Raw genomic sequence first — 15,974 nt, 5'->3', positions numbered from 1 at the left:
ACACCGCTGATCCATGGCCCAGTTCTTCATCAACCGCCCGGTCTTCGCCTGGGTGCTGTCCATCGTCATCATGCTGGCGGGGGCGATGTCCATCTTCACGCTGCCGCTGGAGCAGTACCCCGAGATCGCACCGCCGCGCGTGACCATCAACACCACCTACACGGGCGCGTCGTCCGGCACGGTGGACAACTCGGTCACCCAGGTGATCGAGCAGCAGCTCAAGGGCATCGACAACCTGCTCTACATGGGCTCGACCAGCGACTCTGCGGGCCGCTCGCGCACCACGCTGACCTTTGCGCCCGGCGCCAACATCGACGTGGCCCAGGTGCAGGTGCAGAACAAGCTGCAGGCAGCCATGAACCGCCTGCCCGAGGCCGTCAAGAGCCGCGGTGTGTTCGTCAACAAGGGCGGCCAGGATTTCCTGGTGACCTATGTGTTCACCTCACCCGACCCCACGGTGACCCAGGTCGCCATCGGTGACTACATCACCAGCAACGTGGTGGACGTGATCGCACGCCTCGATGGCGTGGGTGACGTGACGGTCTTCGGCACCTCCTATGCGATGCGCATCTGGATGGACCCGGCGAAGATGGAGAAGTTCGCGCTCATGCCCTCGGACCTGATCGCTGCGCTCAACGCGCAGAACGTGCAGGTCTCTGCAGGCCAGCTCGGCCAGCAGCCCGCGCCCGCGGGGCAGATGCTCAACGCCACCATCACCGCGCGCACCAAGCTGCAGACGGTGCCCGAGTTCGAGGGCATTGTGCTCAAGTCCGGTACGGACGGTTCGCTGGTCACCATGGGCGACGTGGCCCGGGTCGGCCTGGAGGCCGACAACCTCACGGTCAAGTCGCGCCTGAACGGGCAGCCCGGTGCCGGCATCGGCATCGTGCTGGCCGACGGCGCCAATGCCATGGAGGTGGCCGACGCCGTGGCGCGCAAGATGAAGGAGCTCGAGCCCTTCTTCCCCGACGGCATCAACGGCGTGATCAGCTCTGATTCCACGCCTTTCGTGCGCGCCTCCATCGAGGAAGTGGTCAAGACCCTGGCCGAAGCCATGGTGCTGGTGGTGATCGTGATGTTCATCTTTTTGCAGAACTTTCGCGCCACGATGATCCCCGCGATCGCCGTGCCCGTGGTGCTGCTGGGCACCTTCGGCGTGCTCTCGGCGCTGGGCTACTCGATCAACATGCTGACCATGTTCGCCATGGTGCTGGCCATCGGCCTGCTGGTGGACGACGCCATCGTGGTGGTGGAGAACGTCGAGCGCGTGATGAGCGAGGAGGGCCTGCCGCCCAAGGAGGCCACGCGCAAGTCGATGAAGGAGATCACGCCTGCGCTGGTCGGCATCGGCCTCACGCTGTCGGCCGTGTTCATCCCCATGGCCTTCTTCACCGGCTCCACCGGGGTGATCTACCGCCAGTTCTCGATCACCATCGTCTCGGCCATGGCCTTGTCGGTGTTCGTGGCCCTCACGCTCACGCCCGCGCTGTGCGCCACGCTGCTCAAGCCCATCGAGAAAGGCCAGCACTCGGCGCACGGCGACGCGCCACGCCGCGGCCTGCTCGGCCTGAGCGACCGCTTTTTTGCCTGGTTCAACCGCAGCTTCGACCGCACGGCCAACCGCTACCAGGGCGCCGTGGGTGGCCTGCTCAAGCGCAGTCTGCGCGTGGTGGTGATCTACCTGGTGATCCTCGCGGGCGTGGCCTTCCTGTTCAAGAAGCTGCCCACCTCCTTCCTGCCCAATGAAGACCAGGGTTTCGTGACCGCCTCCATCACCCTGCCTTCGGGCGCCACCGACGAGCGCCTGGGCGTGGTGCTGGACCAGATGAAGGACTACTTCCTGGCCAAGCCCGAGGTGCTGCGCGTGAACTCCATCGCCGGCAACAACGGCAACCAGAACTCGGGCAACATGTTCATCCGGCTCAAGCCCTGGGCCGAACGCCCGCTGTTCAGCCAGTCGGCCGAGGCCATTGCCCGGCAGGCCACGCGCGACCTGGCCAAGATCCGCGATGCGCGCATCTTCGTGCTGCTGCCACCGGCCGTGCGCGGCCTGGGGTCGAGCTCGGGCATCAACTTCATGATCAAGGACCTGAACGGCCTGGGCCAGAACGCGCTCAATGCCGCCAAGGACCAGCTGATCGAGCTGTCGCGCGAGTACCCGGTGCTGACCAATGTGCGCACCACCAACTTCGACGACACCTCGGAGCTCAAGGTCACCATCGACGACCGCAAGGCCGCGGCCCAGGGGCTGACCACGGCGGACATCAACAACGTGCTCTCCAGCGCCATGGGCGGCACCTATGTGAACGACTTCGTGCACCAGGGCCGCGTCAAGCGCGTCTACGTTCAGGGCGACGCGCCCTACCGCATGCTGCCGCAGGACATCGGCCAGTGGAGCGTGCGCAACCGCAATGGCGAGATGGTGCCTTTCTCCACCTTTGCCACCACCTCCTGGACCAGCGGCCCGCCGCAGCTCATGCGCTACAACGGCAGCCCGGCGCTGGAGCTGCAGGCCGACACCGCGCCCGGCGCGAGCTCGGGCGATGCGATGGCGGCCATCGAGACCATCATGGCCAAGATGCCCGTGGGCATCGGCCTGGAATGGACCGGCGCCTCGCTGCAGGAGCGCCGCTCGGGCTCGCAGGCGCCGCTGCTCTATGCGGTCTCCATCCTCTTCGTGTTCCTGTGCCTGGCGGCCCTGTACGAAAGCTGGAGCGTGCCCTTCTCGGTGATGCTGGCCGTGCCGCTGGGCGTGATCGGCGCCCTGCTAGCGACCTACACGCGCGGCATGACCAACGACGTGTACTTCCAGGTGGGGCTGCTCACCACGGTGGGTCTGGCGTCCAAGAACGCCATCCTGATCGTGGAGTTCGCGGTGCAGTTGCAGGAGCAGGGCAAAAGCCTCTACGACGCCACGGTGGAAGCCGTGCGCATGCGCCTGCGCCCCATCCTCATGACCTCGCTGGCCTTCGGCTTCGGCGTGCTGCCCCTGGCCATCGGCACGGGCGCGGGTGCCGGTGGCCGCCAGGCCATCGGTACCGGCGTGCTGGGGGGCATGGTGGCATCCACCGTCCTCGGCCTGTTCTTCGTGCCCGTGTTCTTCCTGCTGGTGCGCTCGTGGTTCACAGCGCGCAAGAAGGCGGCGACTGCCCACACTGCAGGCGACGTGTCGGAGGCCCAGGCATGAGCTCCAGAACCCTGTTGACCCCACTGTGCGCCCTGCTGGTCCTGGCGGGCTGCACCAACCTGGCCCCGGGCTACGACCGGCCTGCAGCGCCCGTTCCCACGGCCCTGGACAACGCAGCCACGGTGGCCGGCGACAGCGCCGCCTATGCCCCGCTGGGCTGGGACGCCGTGGTGCAGTCGGCACAACTGCGCGAGCTCATCACCCTGGCGCTGCAGAACAACCGCGACCTGCGTTCCGCAGCCCTGGCCATCGAGCGCGCCCAGGCCCAGTACGGCGTGAGCCGCGCCGACCGCCTGCCCGGCGTGGGCGGCACGGCCCAGGCCAACCGCACCCGCACCGCGGCCGACCTGACCACGGCCGGGCGCTCGCAGACCAGCGAGCAGTACAGCGTGCAACTGGGCATCACGAGCTACGAGCTCGACTTCTTCGGCCGGGTGCGCAACCTCAACGAAGCCGCCTTGCAGGAGGTGCTGCGCACCACCGACAGCCAGCGCAGCGTGCAGCTGAGCCTGGTGGCCGAGGTGACCAGCGCCTGGCTCAACCTCGCCGCCGACCAGGCGCGCCTGGAACTGGCCCGAGAAACCCTGCGCTCGCGCGAGGCCTCGTACGGCCTGACCGAGCGCATGCACCGCCTGGGCGGCACCTCGGGCCTGGTGCTGGCGCAGAACCAGACCACGGTGGACAGCGCGCGCGCCGATGTCGCCGCCTTCACCAGCCAGGTGGCGCGCGACCGCAATGCACTGCAGCTGCTGGTGGGCGCGCCCGTGCCGGCAGCCCTGCTGCCCGTGGTGCAGCCCGTGCCCCCGGTGCCGGCGGCGGCCCAGGTACCGGACGAACGGCGCAGCGAGCGCGTCACGCAGGCCGCCGCCCCCGTGCCCATGCTGCGCGAGAGCGCCCTGCAGCTCCTGGCCGTGCCCGCGCAGATCCCGTCGAGCGTGCTGCTCTCGCGCCCCGATGTGATGGCGGCCGAGCGCAGCCTGCAAGCCACCTACGCCAACATCGGTGCGGCGCGCGCCGCCTTCTTCCCCAGCATCTCGCTCACGGCCAGCGTGGGCACGGCGAGCAATGAGCTGTCGGGTCTGTTCGGCAGCGGCAACCTGCTGTGGAGCTTCGTGCCGCAGATCCGCCTGCCGATCTTCGACGGCGGCCGCAACCAGGCCAACCTGGAGGTGGCCCAGGCCAACCAGCGCATCGCGCTCACGCAGTACGAGAAGGTCATCCAGACCGCGTTCCGCGAGGCGGCCGACGCGCTGGCCGAGCGTGCCACGCTGACGGACCGCATCAGCGCACAGACCTCGCTGCTCGCAGCGACGGAACGCGTCTACGCGCTCTCGGAAGCCCGCTTCAAGGCCGGTGCCGACAACTACCTCACGGTGCTCGATGCGCAGCGCTCGCTGTACGCGGCACAGCAAACCCTTTTGAGCCTGCAGCTGGCGGAGCAGACCAACCGCATCACCTTGTACAAGGTGCTCGGAGGGGGCTGAGCCCCCCTCTCTGCCAGCCTGCTCAGACCGGCGAGACCGGCGCCTCGCCCGCGAGGTGGCGGCGCGCGTTCTCAACGAAACGGTCCACCGAGGCCTGCACGGCTTCGGGCGACCAGCCGCCCACGTGGGGCGTGAGCACCACCGTGTCCAGCTCCAGCAGCTCGGCCGGTGGCGCGGGCTCGCTCTCGTAGACATCCAGGCCCGCGCCCGCCAGGCGCCCCTCGCGCAGGGCGCTGGCCAGCGCGGCGGTGTCGATCACGCTGCCGCGCGCGATGTTGACCACATAGCCGCGCGGACCCAGGGCGTCGAGCACCTGGGCGTTGACCAGGTGTTTGGTCCCCGGCCCCCCGGGCGTGGCGACCACCAGGAAGTCGGCCCAGCTGGCCAGTGATGCCACGTCGCCGAAATAGCGGTAGGGCACGTCGCTGCGCTCGCTGCGGTTGTGGTAGCCCACCTGCAGGTCGAAGCCCAGCGCGCGCTGCGCGATCTTCTTGCCGATGGTGCCCAGGCCGATGATGCCGATGCGCTTGTGCGAGACATTGGGCGGCAGCGGCAGGGCCGTGCGCCACACGCCCTGGCGCGTCGCCACGTCGAGCCTGGGGATGCCGCGCACTGCGGCGATCAGGAGGCCGAAGGCATGGTCGGCCACGCAGTCGTCGTTGGTGCCGGCACCATTGGCGATCACGATGCCGCGCGCCTTGGCATGGGCCACGGCGATGTTCTCGTAGCCCGCGCCCAGGGCGCAGATCAGCGTGAGCGCTGGCAGTGCATCGATCTGTGCCGGCGTGATGCCGATGGAGCCGATGGTGAGCACCACGCGCACACGGCTGCCGTGTTCGGCAATCGCCTGGGCGTGCTGGCCTGCTTCGGGCGCGTAGACCAGTTCAAAGGTTTCGGACAACTGGGCGCAGTGCTCCTCGGCAAGGAACGACAGGGCAAGCAGGACAGGTTTCATGGCGATGGAATCAAGGTGAAATCAAAAGCGGTTCCGATGGGTGGAGGCAAGCTTCATGCCGCCCCATCGCTCTGCTGCAGCGCCCACATGCTGGCGTAGCGCCCGCGCTGGGCCAGCAGCTCGGCATGGGTACCGCGCTCGATGATGCGGCCGGCGTCCATCACGAGGATCTCGTGCGCTTCGACCACGGTGGACAGGCGGTGCGCGATCAGCAGCGTGGTCTTGTTCTGGGCGGCGCTCTGCAGCTCGGCCTGGATGGCGCGCTCGTTGGCCGAGTCGAGCGCCGACGTGGCCTCGTCGAAGATCAGGATGGGAGGATTCTTGAGCAGGGTGCGGGCGATGGCCACGCGCTGCTTTTCACCGCCCGAGAGCTTGAGCCCGCGCTCGCCCACCATGGTGCCGTAGCCCGTGGGCGTGGCGACAATGAAGTCGTGGATGCGCGCCGAACGCGCGGCGGCCTCCACCTCGGCCTGGCTGGCGCCGGTGCGGCCATAGGCGATGTTGTAGGCCACGGTGTCGTTGAAGAGCACGGTGTCTTGCGGCACGATGCCGATGGCCTGGCGCACGCTGGCCTGGGTGACCTCGCGCAGCTCCTGCCCGGCAATGGTGATGCGCCCCTGCTGGATGTCGTAGAAGCGGTAGAGCAGGCGCGCCAGCGTGGACTTGCCCGAGCCCGAGGGCCCGACCACGGCCACCGTCTTGCCCGCCGGGATCTCGAAGCTCACGCCTTGCAAGATGGGGCGGCCATTGGCCACGCCTTCGGCGTTGCGCGATGCGTCGTAGGCGAAGTGCACGTTCTCGAAGCGCACCGTGGGGTGTTCCAGGCCCGTGAGTGGCTGGGCGCCCGGGGCGTCGGCCACCTCGCGCTGCTTGTCCATCAGCACGAACATCTTGTCCAGATCGGTCAGGCTCTGCTTGATCTCGCGGTAGATCACGCCGAGGAAGTTGAGCGGGATGTACAGCTGGATCATGAAGGCGTTGACCATGACCAGGTCACCGAGCGTCATGCGCCCGTCGACCACGCCCTGCGTGGCACGCCAGAGCATGGCCACCAGGCCGATGGCGATGATGAGCTGCTGGCCCGCATTGAGCATGGACAGCGTGGTCTGGCTCTTCAGGCGCGCGCGGCGCAGCCGCTCCAGGCTCTCGTCATAGCGCCGCGCCTCGAAGCCTTCGTTGTTGAAGTACTTGACGGTTTCGTAGTTGAGCAGCGAATCGACCGCCTTGGTGTGCGCCGCCGAATCGAACTCGTTGGCCTCACGCCGGAACTGGGTGCGCCACTCGGTCACCAGCACCGTGAACAGGATGTAGACGGCCAGGGCCGCCAGCGTGATCCAGGCAAACCAGGCGTCGAACTTGACGGCCAGCACGGTGAGCACCAGCACCACCTCGACCAGGGTGGCGACCACGTTGAACAGCGTGAAGGAGATCAGCGACTCGATGCCGCGCACACCGCGCTCGATGTCGCGCGTCATGCCGCCCGTCTGGCGCTCCAGGTGGAAGCGCAGGCTCAAGGCGTGCAGGTGCTCGAAGGTCTGCAGCGCGATCGAGCGCGCCGCGCCCTGCGTGGCCTTGGCGAACACCAGTTCGCGCAGCTCGCTGAAGATGGACGTGGACAGGCGCAGCCCGCCGTAAGCCAGCAACAGCCCCACAGGCACCACGAGCAGGGTGGCAGGCTCGCCCAGCTTCAGGTCCATGGCATCGACCAGGGTCTTGAGCAGCACGGGCACACCCACGTTGGCCATCTTGGCGCCCACCATGAAGACGATGGCCGCGACCACACGCCATTTGTATTGCCACAGGTAGGGCAGCAGGCGGCCGATGGTGGCCCAGTCGGAAGGGGGGGCGGCCGATACCGGCGTCGCCGAAAGGGTAGATTCGCCGTGGTGGCGCATGGGGGACAATTCCGGTTGTTGTTTTTACCGACCCGGCTGGCGCCAGGGCGGTTTTTTCCGGGGCCTGCCCTGGAGTCCACCCGCAGTGTCCCCCAGCATCCGTGCCAGCCCCAACCGAGATTGTGCCCATGTCCGAGATTTTCAGCCCACCCGCCGCCCAATTGCCCACCGACAAGGAACTGGTGCTCAAGGTGATCCCCATGCCCGCGGACACCAATGGCAATGGCGATATCTTCGGCGGCTGGGTCATGGCGCAGGTCGACCTCGCCGGCTCCGTGCTGCCGGCGCGCTACATGCAGGGCCGCATGGCGACCGTGGCGGTCAACGAATTCATCTTCAAGCAGCCCGTGCGCGTGGGCGACATCCTGTCGTTCTTCTCGTCCGTCACGCGCGTGGGCCGGACCTCCATCACCGTGCAGGTGGAGGTGTACGCCGAGCGCTTTGCCGACCAAGGCCGCTACGTGAAGGTGACGGAAGCGCGCCTGACCTACGTGGCCATCGACAGCGAAGGCCGGCCGCGCCCGGTGCCGCCCATCCCCCAGGCGGGCGGCTGAGCAGCCATCTGGCCAGGGCCTTGCGCCCCGGCCATGGAAAAAGAACCTGGCCTCAGGCGGCCATTGCCGTGGGTTCGGCACGCACCGGCTGGGCCGGGCTGCTGCGCAGTGCCGAGGACGAGGAACTGCCCGAACCGATGCCCGATTCGATCTCGCCCGCGAGCTGGCCGCCCTCTTCCACCACCAGCTTGCCGTAGCGGATCTTGCCGTTGACCTTGCCGCTGCTGTAGATCACCAGCTTCTGGCGCACCGTGAGCGTGCCGTTGAATTCGCCATGGATCTCGGCGATGTCGATCTCGGCCGAGCCGCGGAACGCGCCGTGTTCGGAAATCTGGATCACGCGCGAATCCATGGTGGCCTCGACCGTGCCCTCCACCACGAGGGTGTCGCAGTCGGTGATCTCTACGCCCTTGAGCTTGATATTGGGCCCCACCGTGAGCTTGCTGCCCGTGGAGTCTGCGGCCGCGGAAGGCTTGGCCAAGGCCGGGCTGACAGGTGCCGACGAGGGAGCGGTGGCGGCGGAAGAACTGGTCAGCGGGCTGTTCAGGCCATTGGAGCTGGAGGGACTTTGGCGGGGCTGAAACGACTCGGGTTCACGCTTGCCAAAGAAGGGGTTTTGCACGGCCATCGGTACTCCTTGAAAAGAAGTTTCATCGTAGGAGCGCGCCTACGCGATGGATGCGTGCATTGCGCAAGAACGGTAACCAAACGGTTCACCCGTAGCATGCGCTTGCAATGTTTGCGGGCACTCACATCCCGTGGGTTACATTTTCCACGGGAAGCCTTTTATTTTGGATCTCGCGTCAGGACACGATATAGGCTGCCGCGCCAGCCGACATGATCTCTCCGTTCGGCCCCTTGAACTCCATGCGCGTGGTAGCCACGCGCGAACCCAGGCGCAGCACCTCGGCATGCAGCGTGAAATGGCTGCCGATGCCGGGGCGCAGGTAGTCGATGCGCAGGTCGATGGTACCGAGCTTGGCAAAGCGGTGCAGGCGCTGTTCGGGCGCCTCGTCCATGTGGCGCCCGCCGATGGCGGCCATCACGGCCAGGCCGCCCATGGCATCGAGCCCGGCGCTGATCACACCGCCGTGCACGCGGTTGTAGGCGTAGTGGCCCACCAGCTCAGGCTTCATCTCGATGCGCCCTTCCACCCGCTCGGGGTGCAGGCTGGTGATCTTCAGACCCAGCACCTGGTTGAAGACGATCTTTTCCTCGAAGATGGATTTCAGGCCGGCCACAAATTCGGGCTCGAAGGCCTGTGGCGCTGCGCTGCTGGTCTTGCTCATGGTGCTCCTGTTCTGTGTCCCCGTGCGCTCTCCATCTGATAGCGGGCTGTGCCATCAGCGTGGGCGTTTGCGCTCATTTTCTTTCATAACCTGCCATGCCGCCCCTGGCCGGCGCTGAAGCGCGCGGCGCCCTGCAAGGCATCGGCCAGGCAGGCTCGCCCGCCCTGCCACTCCTGCAGCAGGGCCTCGGCCGGCGGCAACCCGTCCTGCGCGATCGCGCTCGCCCTGTCGGCCCGCAGCGTGGCTTGCGGAAAGGCCGCGATCTCGCGGGCCAGCGCCAGGGCCGCCGCCAGCGCCTCACCCGGCGGCACGACCCGGTTGCACAGCCCCATGTGCAGGGCTTCGGGCGCCTCGACCTTGCGGCCCGTGAGGATCAGGTCGAGCGCCCGTGACAGTCCGATGAGGCGCGGCAGGCGCACCGTGCCACCGTCGATCAACGGCACGCCGAAGCGCCGGCAGTACACGCCGAAGTAGGCGTCCTCCTCCATCACGCGCAGATCGCACCACAGGGCCAGCTCCATGCCACCGGCCACGGCCGCACCGCTGACGGCGGCGATCACCGGCTTGCCCAATTGCAGGCGGCTCGGCCCCATGGGGCCGGGCGGGTCGATGCTCTCGGCGCTGAAGTCCAGCGACTGCGCCAGCGCCTCGGGCGCCATGCCTTCGGCCTGCAGCCGCGCACCGGACTGCAGGTCCCAGCCCGCGCAGAAGTGCCCGCCTGCGCCATGGAATACGGCCACGTCGGCCCCCTCGTCACGCTCGAAGTGGAGAAAGGCCGCATGCAACGCCTGGGCCGTAGCGGCGTCCACGGCGTTGCGGACGTCGGGGCGGCTCAATGTCACCAGCGTGACACGATCGTGTTTCTGCACCTCGATGGACATGGGCTTCTCCGGGCTCCGCATAGGACACAACCCTTATTGCGCAGGGCGTGGCTAGCGGTCAATATGGAACTTGCTACCTGTCAGAACCTGCAAAGGATCCGAGGGTTAGCCCCGAGTGCGACAGCCTCCGGGCACAGGCACCATTATTTATGCAAAGCAACTGCTTTGCATAAATATTCTGGAGGGCCAGGGTGCAATTCGTGCAACTGTTGATCAGCGGAGTCGCCCAGGGGTGCATCTACGGCCTCATCGCGCTCGGCTTCGTGCTCATCTACAAGGCCACGGAAACCGTGAGCTTCGCGCAGGGCGAGCTCATGATGCTGGGCGCCTTCTGCGGCCTGGCGCTGATGACGGTGCTCGGCTTTCCCTTCTGGGTGGCGGTGCTGGCCAGCATCGCGGCCATGGGCCTGTTCGGCACCGTGCTCGAGCGCATGGTGATCCGCCCCATCCTGGGCCAGCCAGCGTTCTCCATCGTCATGCTGACCATCGGCATCGGCTATGTGCTGCGCGGCCTGGTGACGATGATCCCGGCCATCGGCACCGAGACGCACACCCTGCCCGTGCCCTACAAGGACCTGTCGTTCAAGCTCGGCGCGCTGGTGCTCAATGCCGAGCAACTGGCCGTGATCGGCGCCACCGGCGTGCTGTGCGCGCTGCTGTTCGCGCTGTTCCGCTACAGCAAGCTGGGCATTGCCATGCAGGCCTCGTCGCAAAACCAGCTGGCGGCCTACTACATGGGCATCCCGGTGCAGCGTCTGAACGGCCTGGCCTGGGGCCTGGCCGCCGCCGTGGCGGCCGTGGCCGGGCTGCTGCTGGCGCCCATCACCTTCGTGCACGCCAACATGGGGCTGATCGGGCTCAAGGCCTTTCCGGCTGCTGTGGTGGGCGGCTTCGGCAGCCTGCCCGGTGCCATCGTGGGCGGCCTGGTGATCGGCATCGTGGAATCGTTCTCGGGCTTTTACCTGCCCGACGGATTCAAGGACACGGCGGCCTACATCGTGGTGCTGATCATGCTCATGGTCAAACCGAATGGACTGTTCGGCGAGAAGCTGAGAAAGAAAGTCTGACCCCATGCGCTTTCTCTTCAAGACCTCCTACGAGCAGGACATCCGGCTGGCAAAGCATGGCGGGCATGTGTTCTGGTACGGGCTGCTGTGCCTGGCCCTGCTGGCGGCGCCCTGGGTGGCGCCCGAGTACTGGCTGGCGCAGCTGACCTTCGTGCTCATCTATTCCATCGTCGGCCTGGGGCTGATGCTGCTGGCGGGCTTCACGGGGCTGTTCTCCCTGGGCCATGCGGCCTTTCTGGGCGTGGGGGCCTACACGCAGGCGGTGCTCACGGGCATGGGCTGGCCGTTCGCGCTGTCACTGGCCTGCGCGGCGGGCCTGTCGGCCGCCGTGGGCGTGATCGTGGGCCTGCCGGCGCTGCGTGTGAAAGGCATCTACCTGGGCATGGCCACACTATCCTTCGGCTTCATCGTCGAGGAGGTGTTCGCGCGCTGGGAGTCGGTGACCGGCGGCAACTCGGGCAAGCACCTGGTGCCCCCCGAGATGCTGGGCTTCAAGTTCGAGTCCACCGAGTCCTTCTACTTTCTGTGCCTCGTGATCGCCGTGGTCAGCACCCTGGCCATCCTGAACCTGCTGCGCTCGCCGACGGGCCGGGCCTTCGTGGCGATCCGAGACTCGGAGATCTCGGCCCAGAGCATGGGCATCCACCTGGCGCGCTACAAGACGCTGTCGTTCTCGCTCTCGGCCGCGCTGGCCGGCATCGGCGGCGCGCTGTACGCGCACAAGCTGCAGTTCATCTCGCCCGACCAGTTCAACATCCTGCAGTCCATCGACCTCTTGCTGATGATCGTGATCGGTGGCCTGGGCTCGGTGCATGGGGCCTTCCTGGGCGCCATCTTCCTGATCTCCATGCCGCAGCTGATCTCGCTGGGCAAGGACTGGCTGCCGGCCGCCATCGGCCAGGCGCCGGGCCTGCAGGCCGTGGTCTATGGCGCCGTGCTCATCCTCTTCGTGCTGTTCGAGCCCATGGGCCTGTATGGCCGCTGGCTCAAGGTGCGCACCTGGCTGCAGCTGTTCCCGTTCTACCGCAAGGGCCTGTTCAAGCGGCAGAAGTCCTTCCAGAAGTCCGATAGGCTGAAATGACCGACGACATCCTGCTCAGCGCCCAGAACCTCAGCGTGCGTTTCGGCGGCGTGCTGGCCGTGAACAACGTGGGCTTCGAGGTGCGCCGCGGCGAGGTGTTCACCCTGATCGGGCCCAACGGCGCGGGCAAGACCACGGTGTTCAACCTCATCAGCCGCATCTACACGCCCACCACCGGCACCATCACCTACGCCGGGCCGAACGGCATGCTGCCGCTGACCGACCAGCCGCCGCACAAGGTGGCCGGCCTGGGCATTGCACGCACCTTCCAGAACATCGAGCTGTTCGAGCATGCCAGCGTGCTGCACAACCTGCTGATCGGCCGCCACACGCGCCGCGAGACCGGGCTGTGGGCCGACATGCTGTTCACCCGCCGCGTGCGCGATGCCGAGGTCCGGGCGCGCGAGAAGGCCGAAGAGATCATCGACTTCCTGGACCTGCAGCACTACCGCGACACCCTGGTGGCCGGCCTGCCCTACGGCGTGCGCAAGGTGGTCGAACTGGCCCGGGCCCTGTGCACCGAGCCGCGCCTGCTGCTGCTGGACGAGCCCTCTTCGGGCCTGAACGTGGAGGAGACCGACGACATGGCCTTCTGGATCCAGGACATCCAGCACGAGCTCGGCATCACCGTGCTCATGGTGGAGCACGACATGTCGCTGGTGTCCAAGGTGTCCGACCGCGTGCTGGCCATGAACCAGGGCGAGGTGGTGGCCATGGGCACGCCGCGCGAGGTGCAATCGCACCCCGGCGTGATCGAGGCCTACCTGGGCACCATCGACGATGTGAGCAACCTGCGCCGCCCGGCGGGCAGCGCACCGGCAAGGATGGCCTGATGACCGTCATACCCTTCCCCTCCGGCCCGGGTGCCGGTGCCGCCGCAGACGCACCACCGCTGCTGCGCCTGCAGAACGTGGAGAGCGCCTACGGCCCGATCAAGGCCATCCGCGGCGTGAGCCTGCAGGTGCAGCGCGGCGAGATCGCGGCGGTGCTGGGCAGCAACGGCGCGGGCAAGACCACCATCCTCAAGACCATCTCGGGCATCATCGACCCGCGCCGCGGCTCCATCGAGTTCCAGGGCGCGAACATCACGGCCAACGACCCGGCCGCCATCGTGCGCCGGGGCCTGGTGCACGTGCCCGAGGGGCGCGAGGTGTTCGCCCTGCTCTCGGTGCGCGACAACCTGCTCATGGGCGCCTACACGCGCAGCGACGCTGACGCCGTGGCACGCGACCTGGAGGCGGTGTACGGCTACTTTCCCATCCTCAAGGAGCGCGCCGCGCAGGACGCAGGCCTGCTCTCGGGCGGCCAGCAGCAGATGCTGGCGATCTCGCGCGCGCTCATGGCCAGCCCCGAGCTGATCCTGCTCGACGAGCCCAGCCTGGGCCTGTCGCCCAAGCTCACCAAGGAGATCTTCGAGATCGTGGTGCGCATCAACCGCGAGCGCGGCACCACCATCCTGCTGGTGGAGCAGAACGCCAACATGGCGCTCAACGCATCGGACTACGGCTATGTGCTGGAGAACGGCCGCATCGTGATGGAGGACAGCTGCGAGCGCCTGCGCGAGAAGGACGACATCAAGGAGTTCTACCTGGGCATGAAGGATGCCGGCGTGCGCGGCGAGCGGCGCTGGAAGAAAAAGAAGAACTGGAGGTGACGGCCATGTCCAACCTGTGGGACCTTGCACATATCCAGCCGGCCGGCACCGACGTGCTCGCGGGCGACACCCTGGCCGCGATGTTCTGGAACGGCGTGGCCCAGCGCGGCCCCAAGGTCTGGCTGCGCCAGAAGGAACTGGGCATCTGGAAGAGCTGGACCTGGAACCAGACCGCCGACGCCGTGCGCGAGATCGCGGGGGGCTTGATGGCGCTGGGCTTTGCGCCAGGCGACTGCGCGTCCGTGCTGTCGAGCACCAACATCGAATGGGTGCTGGCCGACCTGGCCGTGCTGAGCTGCGGTGGTGTGTCCAATGGGATCTACCCCACCGATGCAGCCAGCCAGGTGCACTACCTGTGCGAGGACTCGCGCACCACGGTGCTCTTCGTCGAGGACGACGAGCAACTGGACAAGGCGCTGGAGGTGCGCGGCGAGCTGCCGCTGCTGCGCAAGATCGTGGTCTTCGACATGGAGGGCCTGCGCGGCCTCTCGGACCCCGGCGTCATCAGCCTGGCCGCTTTGCGCGAGCTGGGCCGGGCCTGGAACGCCCAGCACGCAGGCGAGCTGGAGCGCCGCGTGCAGGCCTGCAAGCCCGAGGACGTGGCCATCCTGGTCTACACCTCGGGCACCACGGGCAAGCCCAAGGGCGCCATGCACACCCATGCGGCCCTGGCCTATACCGTGCGCGGCTACAACACGCTGATCTCGCGCACCGAGGACGACGAGGCCATGTGCTTCCTGCCGCTGTGCCACATCGCCGAGCGCATGGGGGGCGAGTACTTTTCGCTGTACACGGGTTCGCGCCTGAACTTCGTGGAGAACCCCGACACCGTGCCCGAGAACGTACGCGAAATCGCGCCCACCGTGTTCACCGCCGTGCCACGCGTATGGGAGAAGTTCTATTCGGGCGTGATGATCGCGCTCAAGGAATCCACGAAGCTGCAGCAGGCCGCGTACGCCTGGTCCATCGGCGTGGGCACGCGCATTGCCGAGCAGGTGCTGGCCGGCCAGCCCGTGGGCGCCGGGCAGAAGCTGCAGTTCCAGCTGGCGCGCTGGCTGGCGCTGGACAATGTGCGCAAGCTCATCGGCATCCACCGCGCGCGCTTTCTGGTCACCGGGGCGGCGCCCATCTCGCCGGACCTGGTCAAGTGGTACCTGGCGCTGGGCGTGCCCATGCTGGAAGTCTGGGGCATGACCGAGACCTGCGGCGCCGCCACGGGCGTGCCGGCCAGCCGCATCAAGCCGGGCTCCATCGGCCCGGCCGCGAGCTACAACGAGGTGCGCGTGGACCCGGACACGGGCGAGATCCAGGTGCGCGGCCCGAATGTCTTCAAGGGCTACCTGAACCTGCCCGAGAAGACGGCCGAGACCATCTCCCCCGACGGCTGGCTGCACACGGGCGACGTGGGCGTGATCGACGCCGATGGCTACCTGCGCATCACCGACCGCATGAAGGACATCATCATCACGGCCGGCGGCAAGAACATCACCCCCAGCGAGCTGGAGAACGAGCTCAAGTTCAGCCCCTACGTGACCGACGCCGTGGTGATCGGCGACGCGCGCCCCTACCTCACGGTGATCATCATGATCGACCAGGAGAACGTGGAGAAGTACGCGCAGGACCACGACGTGCCATTTTCCAACTACGCCAGCCTCACGCGTGCGCCCGAGGTGCAGGCGCTGATCCAGGCCGAAGTGGACCGGGTGAACACCCGCTTCGCGCGCGTGGAGCAGATCAAGAAGTTCTTCCTGCTCGACACCCAGCTCTCGGCCGAGGACGAGGAACTGACCCCCACCATGAAGCTCAAGCGCAAGCTGGTGCAGCAGAAATACGCGGCCCAGATCGAGGCCATGTACCGGTAAGAGGCTGAAAGCCACCCATAGGGAAAGTGCTGGTGCCCGGGGCCGGGCATCGTTCTATAACGACT

Annotated in this window: 13 protein-coding genes; 8 read left to right on the top strand and 5 right to left on the bottom strand. The window is 67.2% G+C overall.

Features of this window, described 5'->3' with window-relative positions:
- The first annotated feature begins 13 nt into the window (after window positions 1-13).
- The gene (locus tag AC3WOH_RS04370; protein ID WP_492228181.1) at window positions 14-3,187 is read left to right on the top strand and encodes an efflux RND transporter permease subunit; all 3,174 of its coding nucleotides are present in this window, start codon (window positions 14-16) and stop codon (window positions 3,185-3,187) included.
- Complete coding sequence (locus tag AC3WOH_RS04365) at window positions 3,184-4,671, top strand: TolC family protein (protein ID WP_492228180.1); 1,488 nt, start codon at window positions 3,184-3,186, stop codon at window positions 4,669-4,671. Before AC3WOH_RS04370 ends, AC3WOH_RS04365 begins: the two co-directional genes overlap by 4 nt.
- A 22-nt stretch (window positions 4,672-4,693) precedes the next feature.
- Here the strand turns inward: AC3WOH_RS04365 and AC3WOH_RS04360 are convergent, their stop codons facing one another.
- Both AC3WOH_RS04360 and AC3WOH_RS04355 read right to left on the bottom strand, forming a co-directional pair.
- The gene (locus AC3WOH_RS04360; protein WP_492228179.1) at window positions 4,694-5,626 is read right to left on the bottom strand and encodes a 2-hydroxyacid dehydrogenase; all 933 of its coding nucleotides are present in this window, start codon (window positions 5,624-5,626) and stop codon (window positions 4,694-4,696) included.
- A gap of 53 nt (window positions 5,627-5,679) precedes the next feature.
- The gene (locus AC3WOH_RS04355) at window positions 5,680-7,521 is read right to left on the bottom strand and encodes an ABCB family ABC transporter ATP-binding protein/permease (RefSeq protein ID WP_492228178.1); all 1,842 of its coding nucleotides are present in this window, start codon (window positions 7,519-7,521) and stop codon (window positions 5,680-5,682) included.
- Window positions 7,522-7,649: 128 nt separating this feature from the next.
- On the opposite strand from AC3WOH_RS04355, the gene AC3WOH_RS04350 reads away from it, so the two are divergent.
- A complete protein-coding gene (locus AC3WOH_RS04350; protein WP_492228177.1) occupies window positions 7,650-8,075 on the top strand; it encodes an acyl-CoA thioesterase in 426 nt (141 codons plus the stop codon).
- A gap of 52 nt (window positions 8,076-8,127) precedes the next feature.
- On the opposite strand, the gene AC3WOH_RS04345 is transcribed toward AC3WOH_RS04350, so the two are convergent.
- The 3 genes from AC3WOH_RS04345 to AC3WOH_RS04335 form a co-directional block, all read right to left on the bottom strand.
- Complete coding sequence (locus tag AC3WOH_RS04345; protein ID WP_492228176.1) at window positions 8,128-8,703, bottom strand: bactofilin family protein; 576 nt, start codon at window positions 8,701-8,703, stop codon at window positions 8,128-8,130.
- Between the two features lie 175 nt (window positions 8,704-8,878).
- Complete coding sequence (locus AC3WOH_RS04340; protein WP_492228175.1) at window positions 8,879-9,364, bottom strand: thioesterase family protein; 486 nt, start codon at window positions 9,362-9,364, stop codon at window positions 8,879-8,881.
- An 83-nt stretch (window positions 9,365-9,447) separates the two neighbouring features.
- The gene (locus tag AC3WOH_RS04335) at window positions 9,448-10,245 is read right to left on the bottom strand and encodes a crotonase/enoyl-CoA hydratase family protein (protein ID WP_492228174.1); all 798 of its coding nucleotides are present in this window, start codon (window positions 10,243-10,245) and stop codon (window positions 9,448-9,450) included.
- 191 nt (window positions 10,246-10,436) lie between these two features.
- Between AC3WOH_RS04335 and AC3WOH_RS04330 the strand changes: the two genes are divergently transcribed.
- From AC3WOH_RS04330 to AC3WOH_RS04310, 5 genes are read left to right on the top strand one after another with little or no spacing between them, the layout of a single operon-like run.
- Entirely contained in the window at window positions 10,437-11,312 is an 876-nt protein-coding gene (locus AC3WOH_RS04330; protein WP_492228173.1) for a branched-chain amino acid ABC transporter permease, read from the top strand.
- A 4-nt stretch (window positions 11,313-11,316) separates the two neighbouring features.
- Window positions 11,317-12,393, top strand: a complete 1,077-nt coding sequence (locus AC3WOH_RS04325) for a branched-chain amino acid ABC transporter permease (protein ID WP_184859350.1) — start codon at window positions 11,317-11,319, stop codon at window positions 12,391-12,393.
- Window positions 12,390-13,226, top strand: coding sequence for an ABC transporter ATP-binding protein (locus AC3WOH_RS04320; protein ID WP_492228172.1), 837 nt, complete (start codon window positions 12,390-12,392; stop codon window positions 13,224-13,226). Before AC3WOH_RS04325 ends, AC3WOH_RS04320 begins: the two co-directional genes overlap by 4 nt.
- Window positions 13,226-14,047, top strand: coding sequence for an ABC transporter ATP-binding protein (locus AC3WOH_RS04315; RefSeq protein ID WP_492228171.1), 822 nt, complete (start codon window positions 13,226-13,228; stop codon window positions 14,045-14,047). The genes AC3WOH_RS04320 and AC3WOH_RS04315 overlap by 1 nt, the downstream gene beginning before the upstream one ends.
- Before the next feature lie 5 nt (window positions 14,048-14,052).
- Window positions 14,053-15,909, top strand: coding sequence for an AMP-dependent synthetase/ligase (locus AC3WOH_RS04310; RefSeq protein ID WP_492228170.1), 1,857 nt, complete (start codon window positions 14,053-14,055; stop codon window positions 15,907-15,909).
- Window positions 15,910-15,974: the final 65 nt, after the last annotated feature.

The organism is Acidovorax sp. FW305-C-20-28 (genome assembly GCF_058783375.1).
Note: the sequence above shows the minus strand (reverse complement) of the source record. Positions and strands in the feature narration are given on the sequence as shown.

Excerpts from the sequence above, each read along its gene's own strand:
- AC3WOH_RS04370 (WP_492228181.1), top strand. The coding sequence starts at position 14 with ATGGCCCAGTTCTTCATCAACCGCCCGGTCTTCGCCTGGGTGCTGTCC.
- AC3WOH_RS04365 (WP_492228180.1), top strand. The coding sequence starts at position 3,184 with ATGAGCTCCAGAACCCTGTTGACCCCACTGTGCGCCCTGCTGGTCCTG.
- AC3WOH_RS04360 (WP_492228179.1), bottom strand. The coding sequence starts at position 5,626 with ATGAAACCTGTCCTGCTTGCCCTGTCGTTCCTTGCCGAGGAGCACTGC.
- AC3WOH_RS04355 (WP_492228178.1), bottom strand. The coding sequence starts at position 7,521 with ATGCGCCACCACGGCGAATCTACCCTTTCGGCGACGCCGGTATCGGCC.
- AC3WOH_RS04350 (WP_492228177.1), top strand. The coding sequence starts at position 7,650 with ATGTCCGAGATTTTCAGCCCACCCGCCGCCCAATTGCCCACCGACAAG.
- AC3WOH_RS04345 (WP_492228176.1), bottom strand. The coding sequence starts at position 8,703 with ATGGCCGTGCAAAACCCCTTCTTTGGCAAGCGTGAACCCGAGTCGTTT.
- AC3WOH_RS04340 (WP_492228175.1), bottom strand. The coding sequence starts at position 9,364 with ATGAGCAAGACCAGCAGCGCAGCGCCACAGGCCTTCGAGCCCGAATTT.
- AC3WOH_RS04335 (WP_492228174.1), bottom strand. The coding sequence starts at position 10,245 with ATGTCCATCGAGGTGCAGAAACACGATCGTGTCACGCTGGTGACATTG.
- AC3WOH_RS04325 (WP_184859350.1), top strand. The coding sequence starts at position 11,317 with ATGCGCTTTCTCTTCAAGACCTCCTACGAGCAGGACATCCGGCTGGCA.
- AC3WOH_RS04320 (WP_492228172.1), top strand. The coding sequence starts at position 12,390 with ATGACCGACGACATCCTGCTCAGCGCCCAGAACCTCAGCGTGCGTTTC.
- AC3WOH_RS04315 (WP_492228171.1), top strand. The coding sequence starts at position 13,226 with ATGACCGTCATACCCTTCCCCTCCGGCCCGGGTGCCGGTGCCGCCGCA.
- AC3WOH_RS04310 (WP_492228170.1), top strand. The coding sequence starts at position 14,053 with ATGTCCAACCTGTGGGACCTTGCACATATCCAGCCGGCCGGCACCGAC.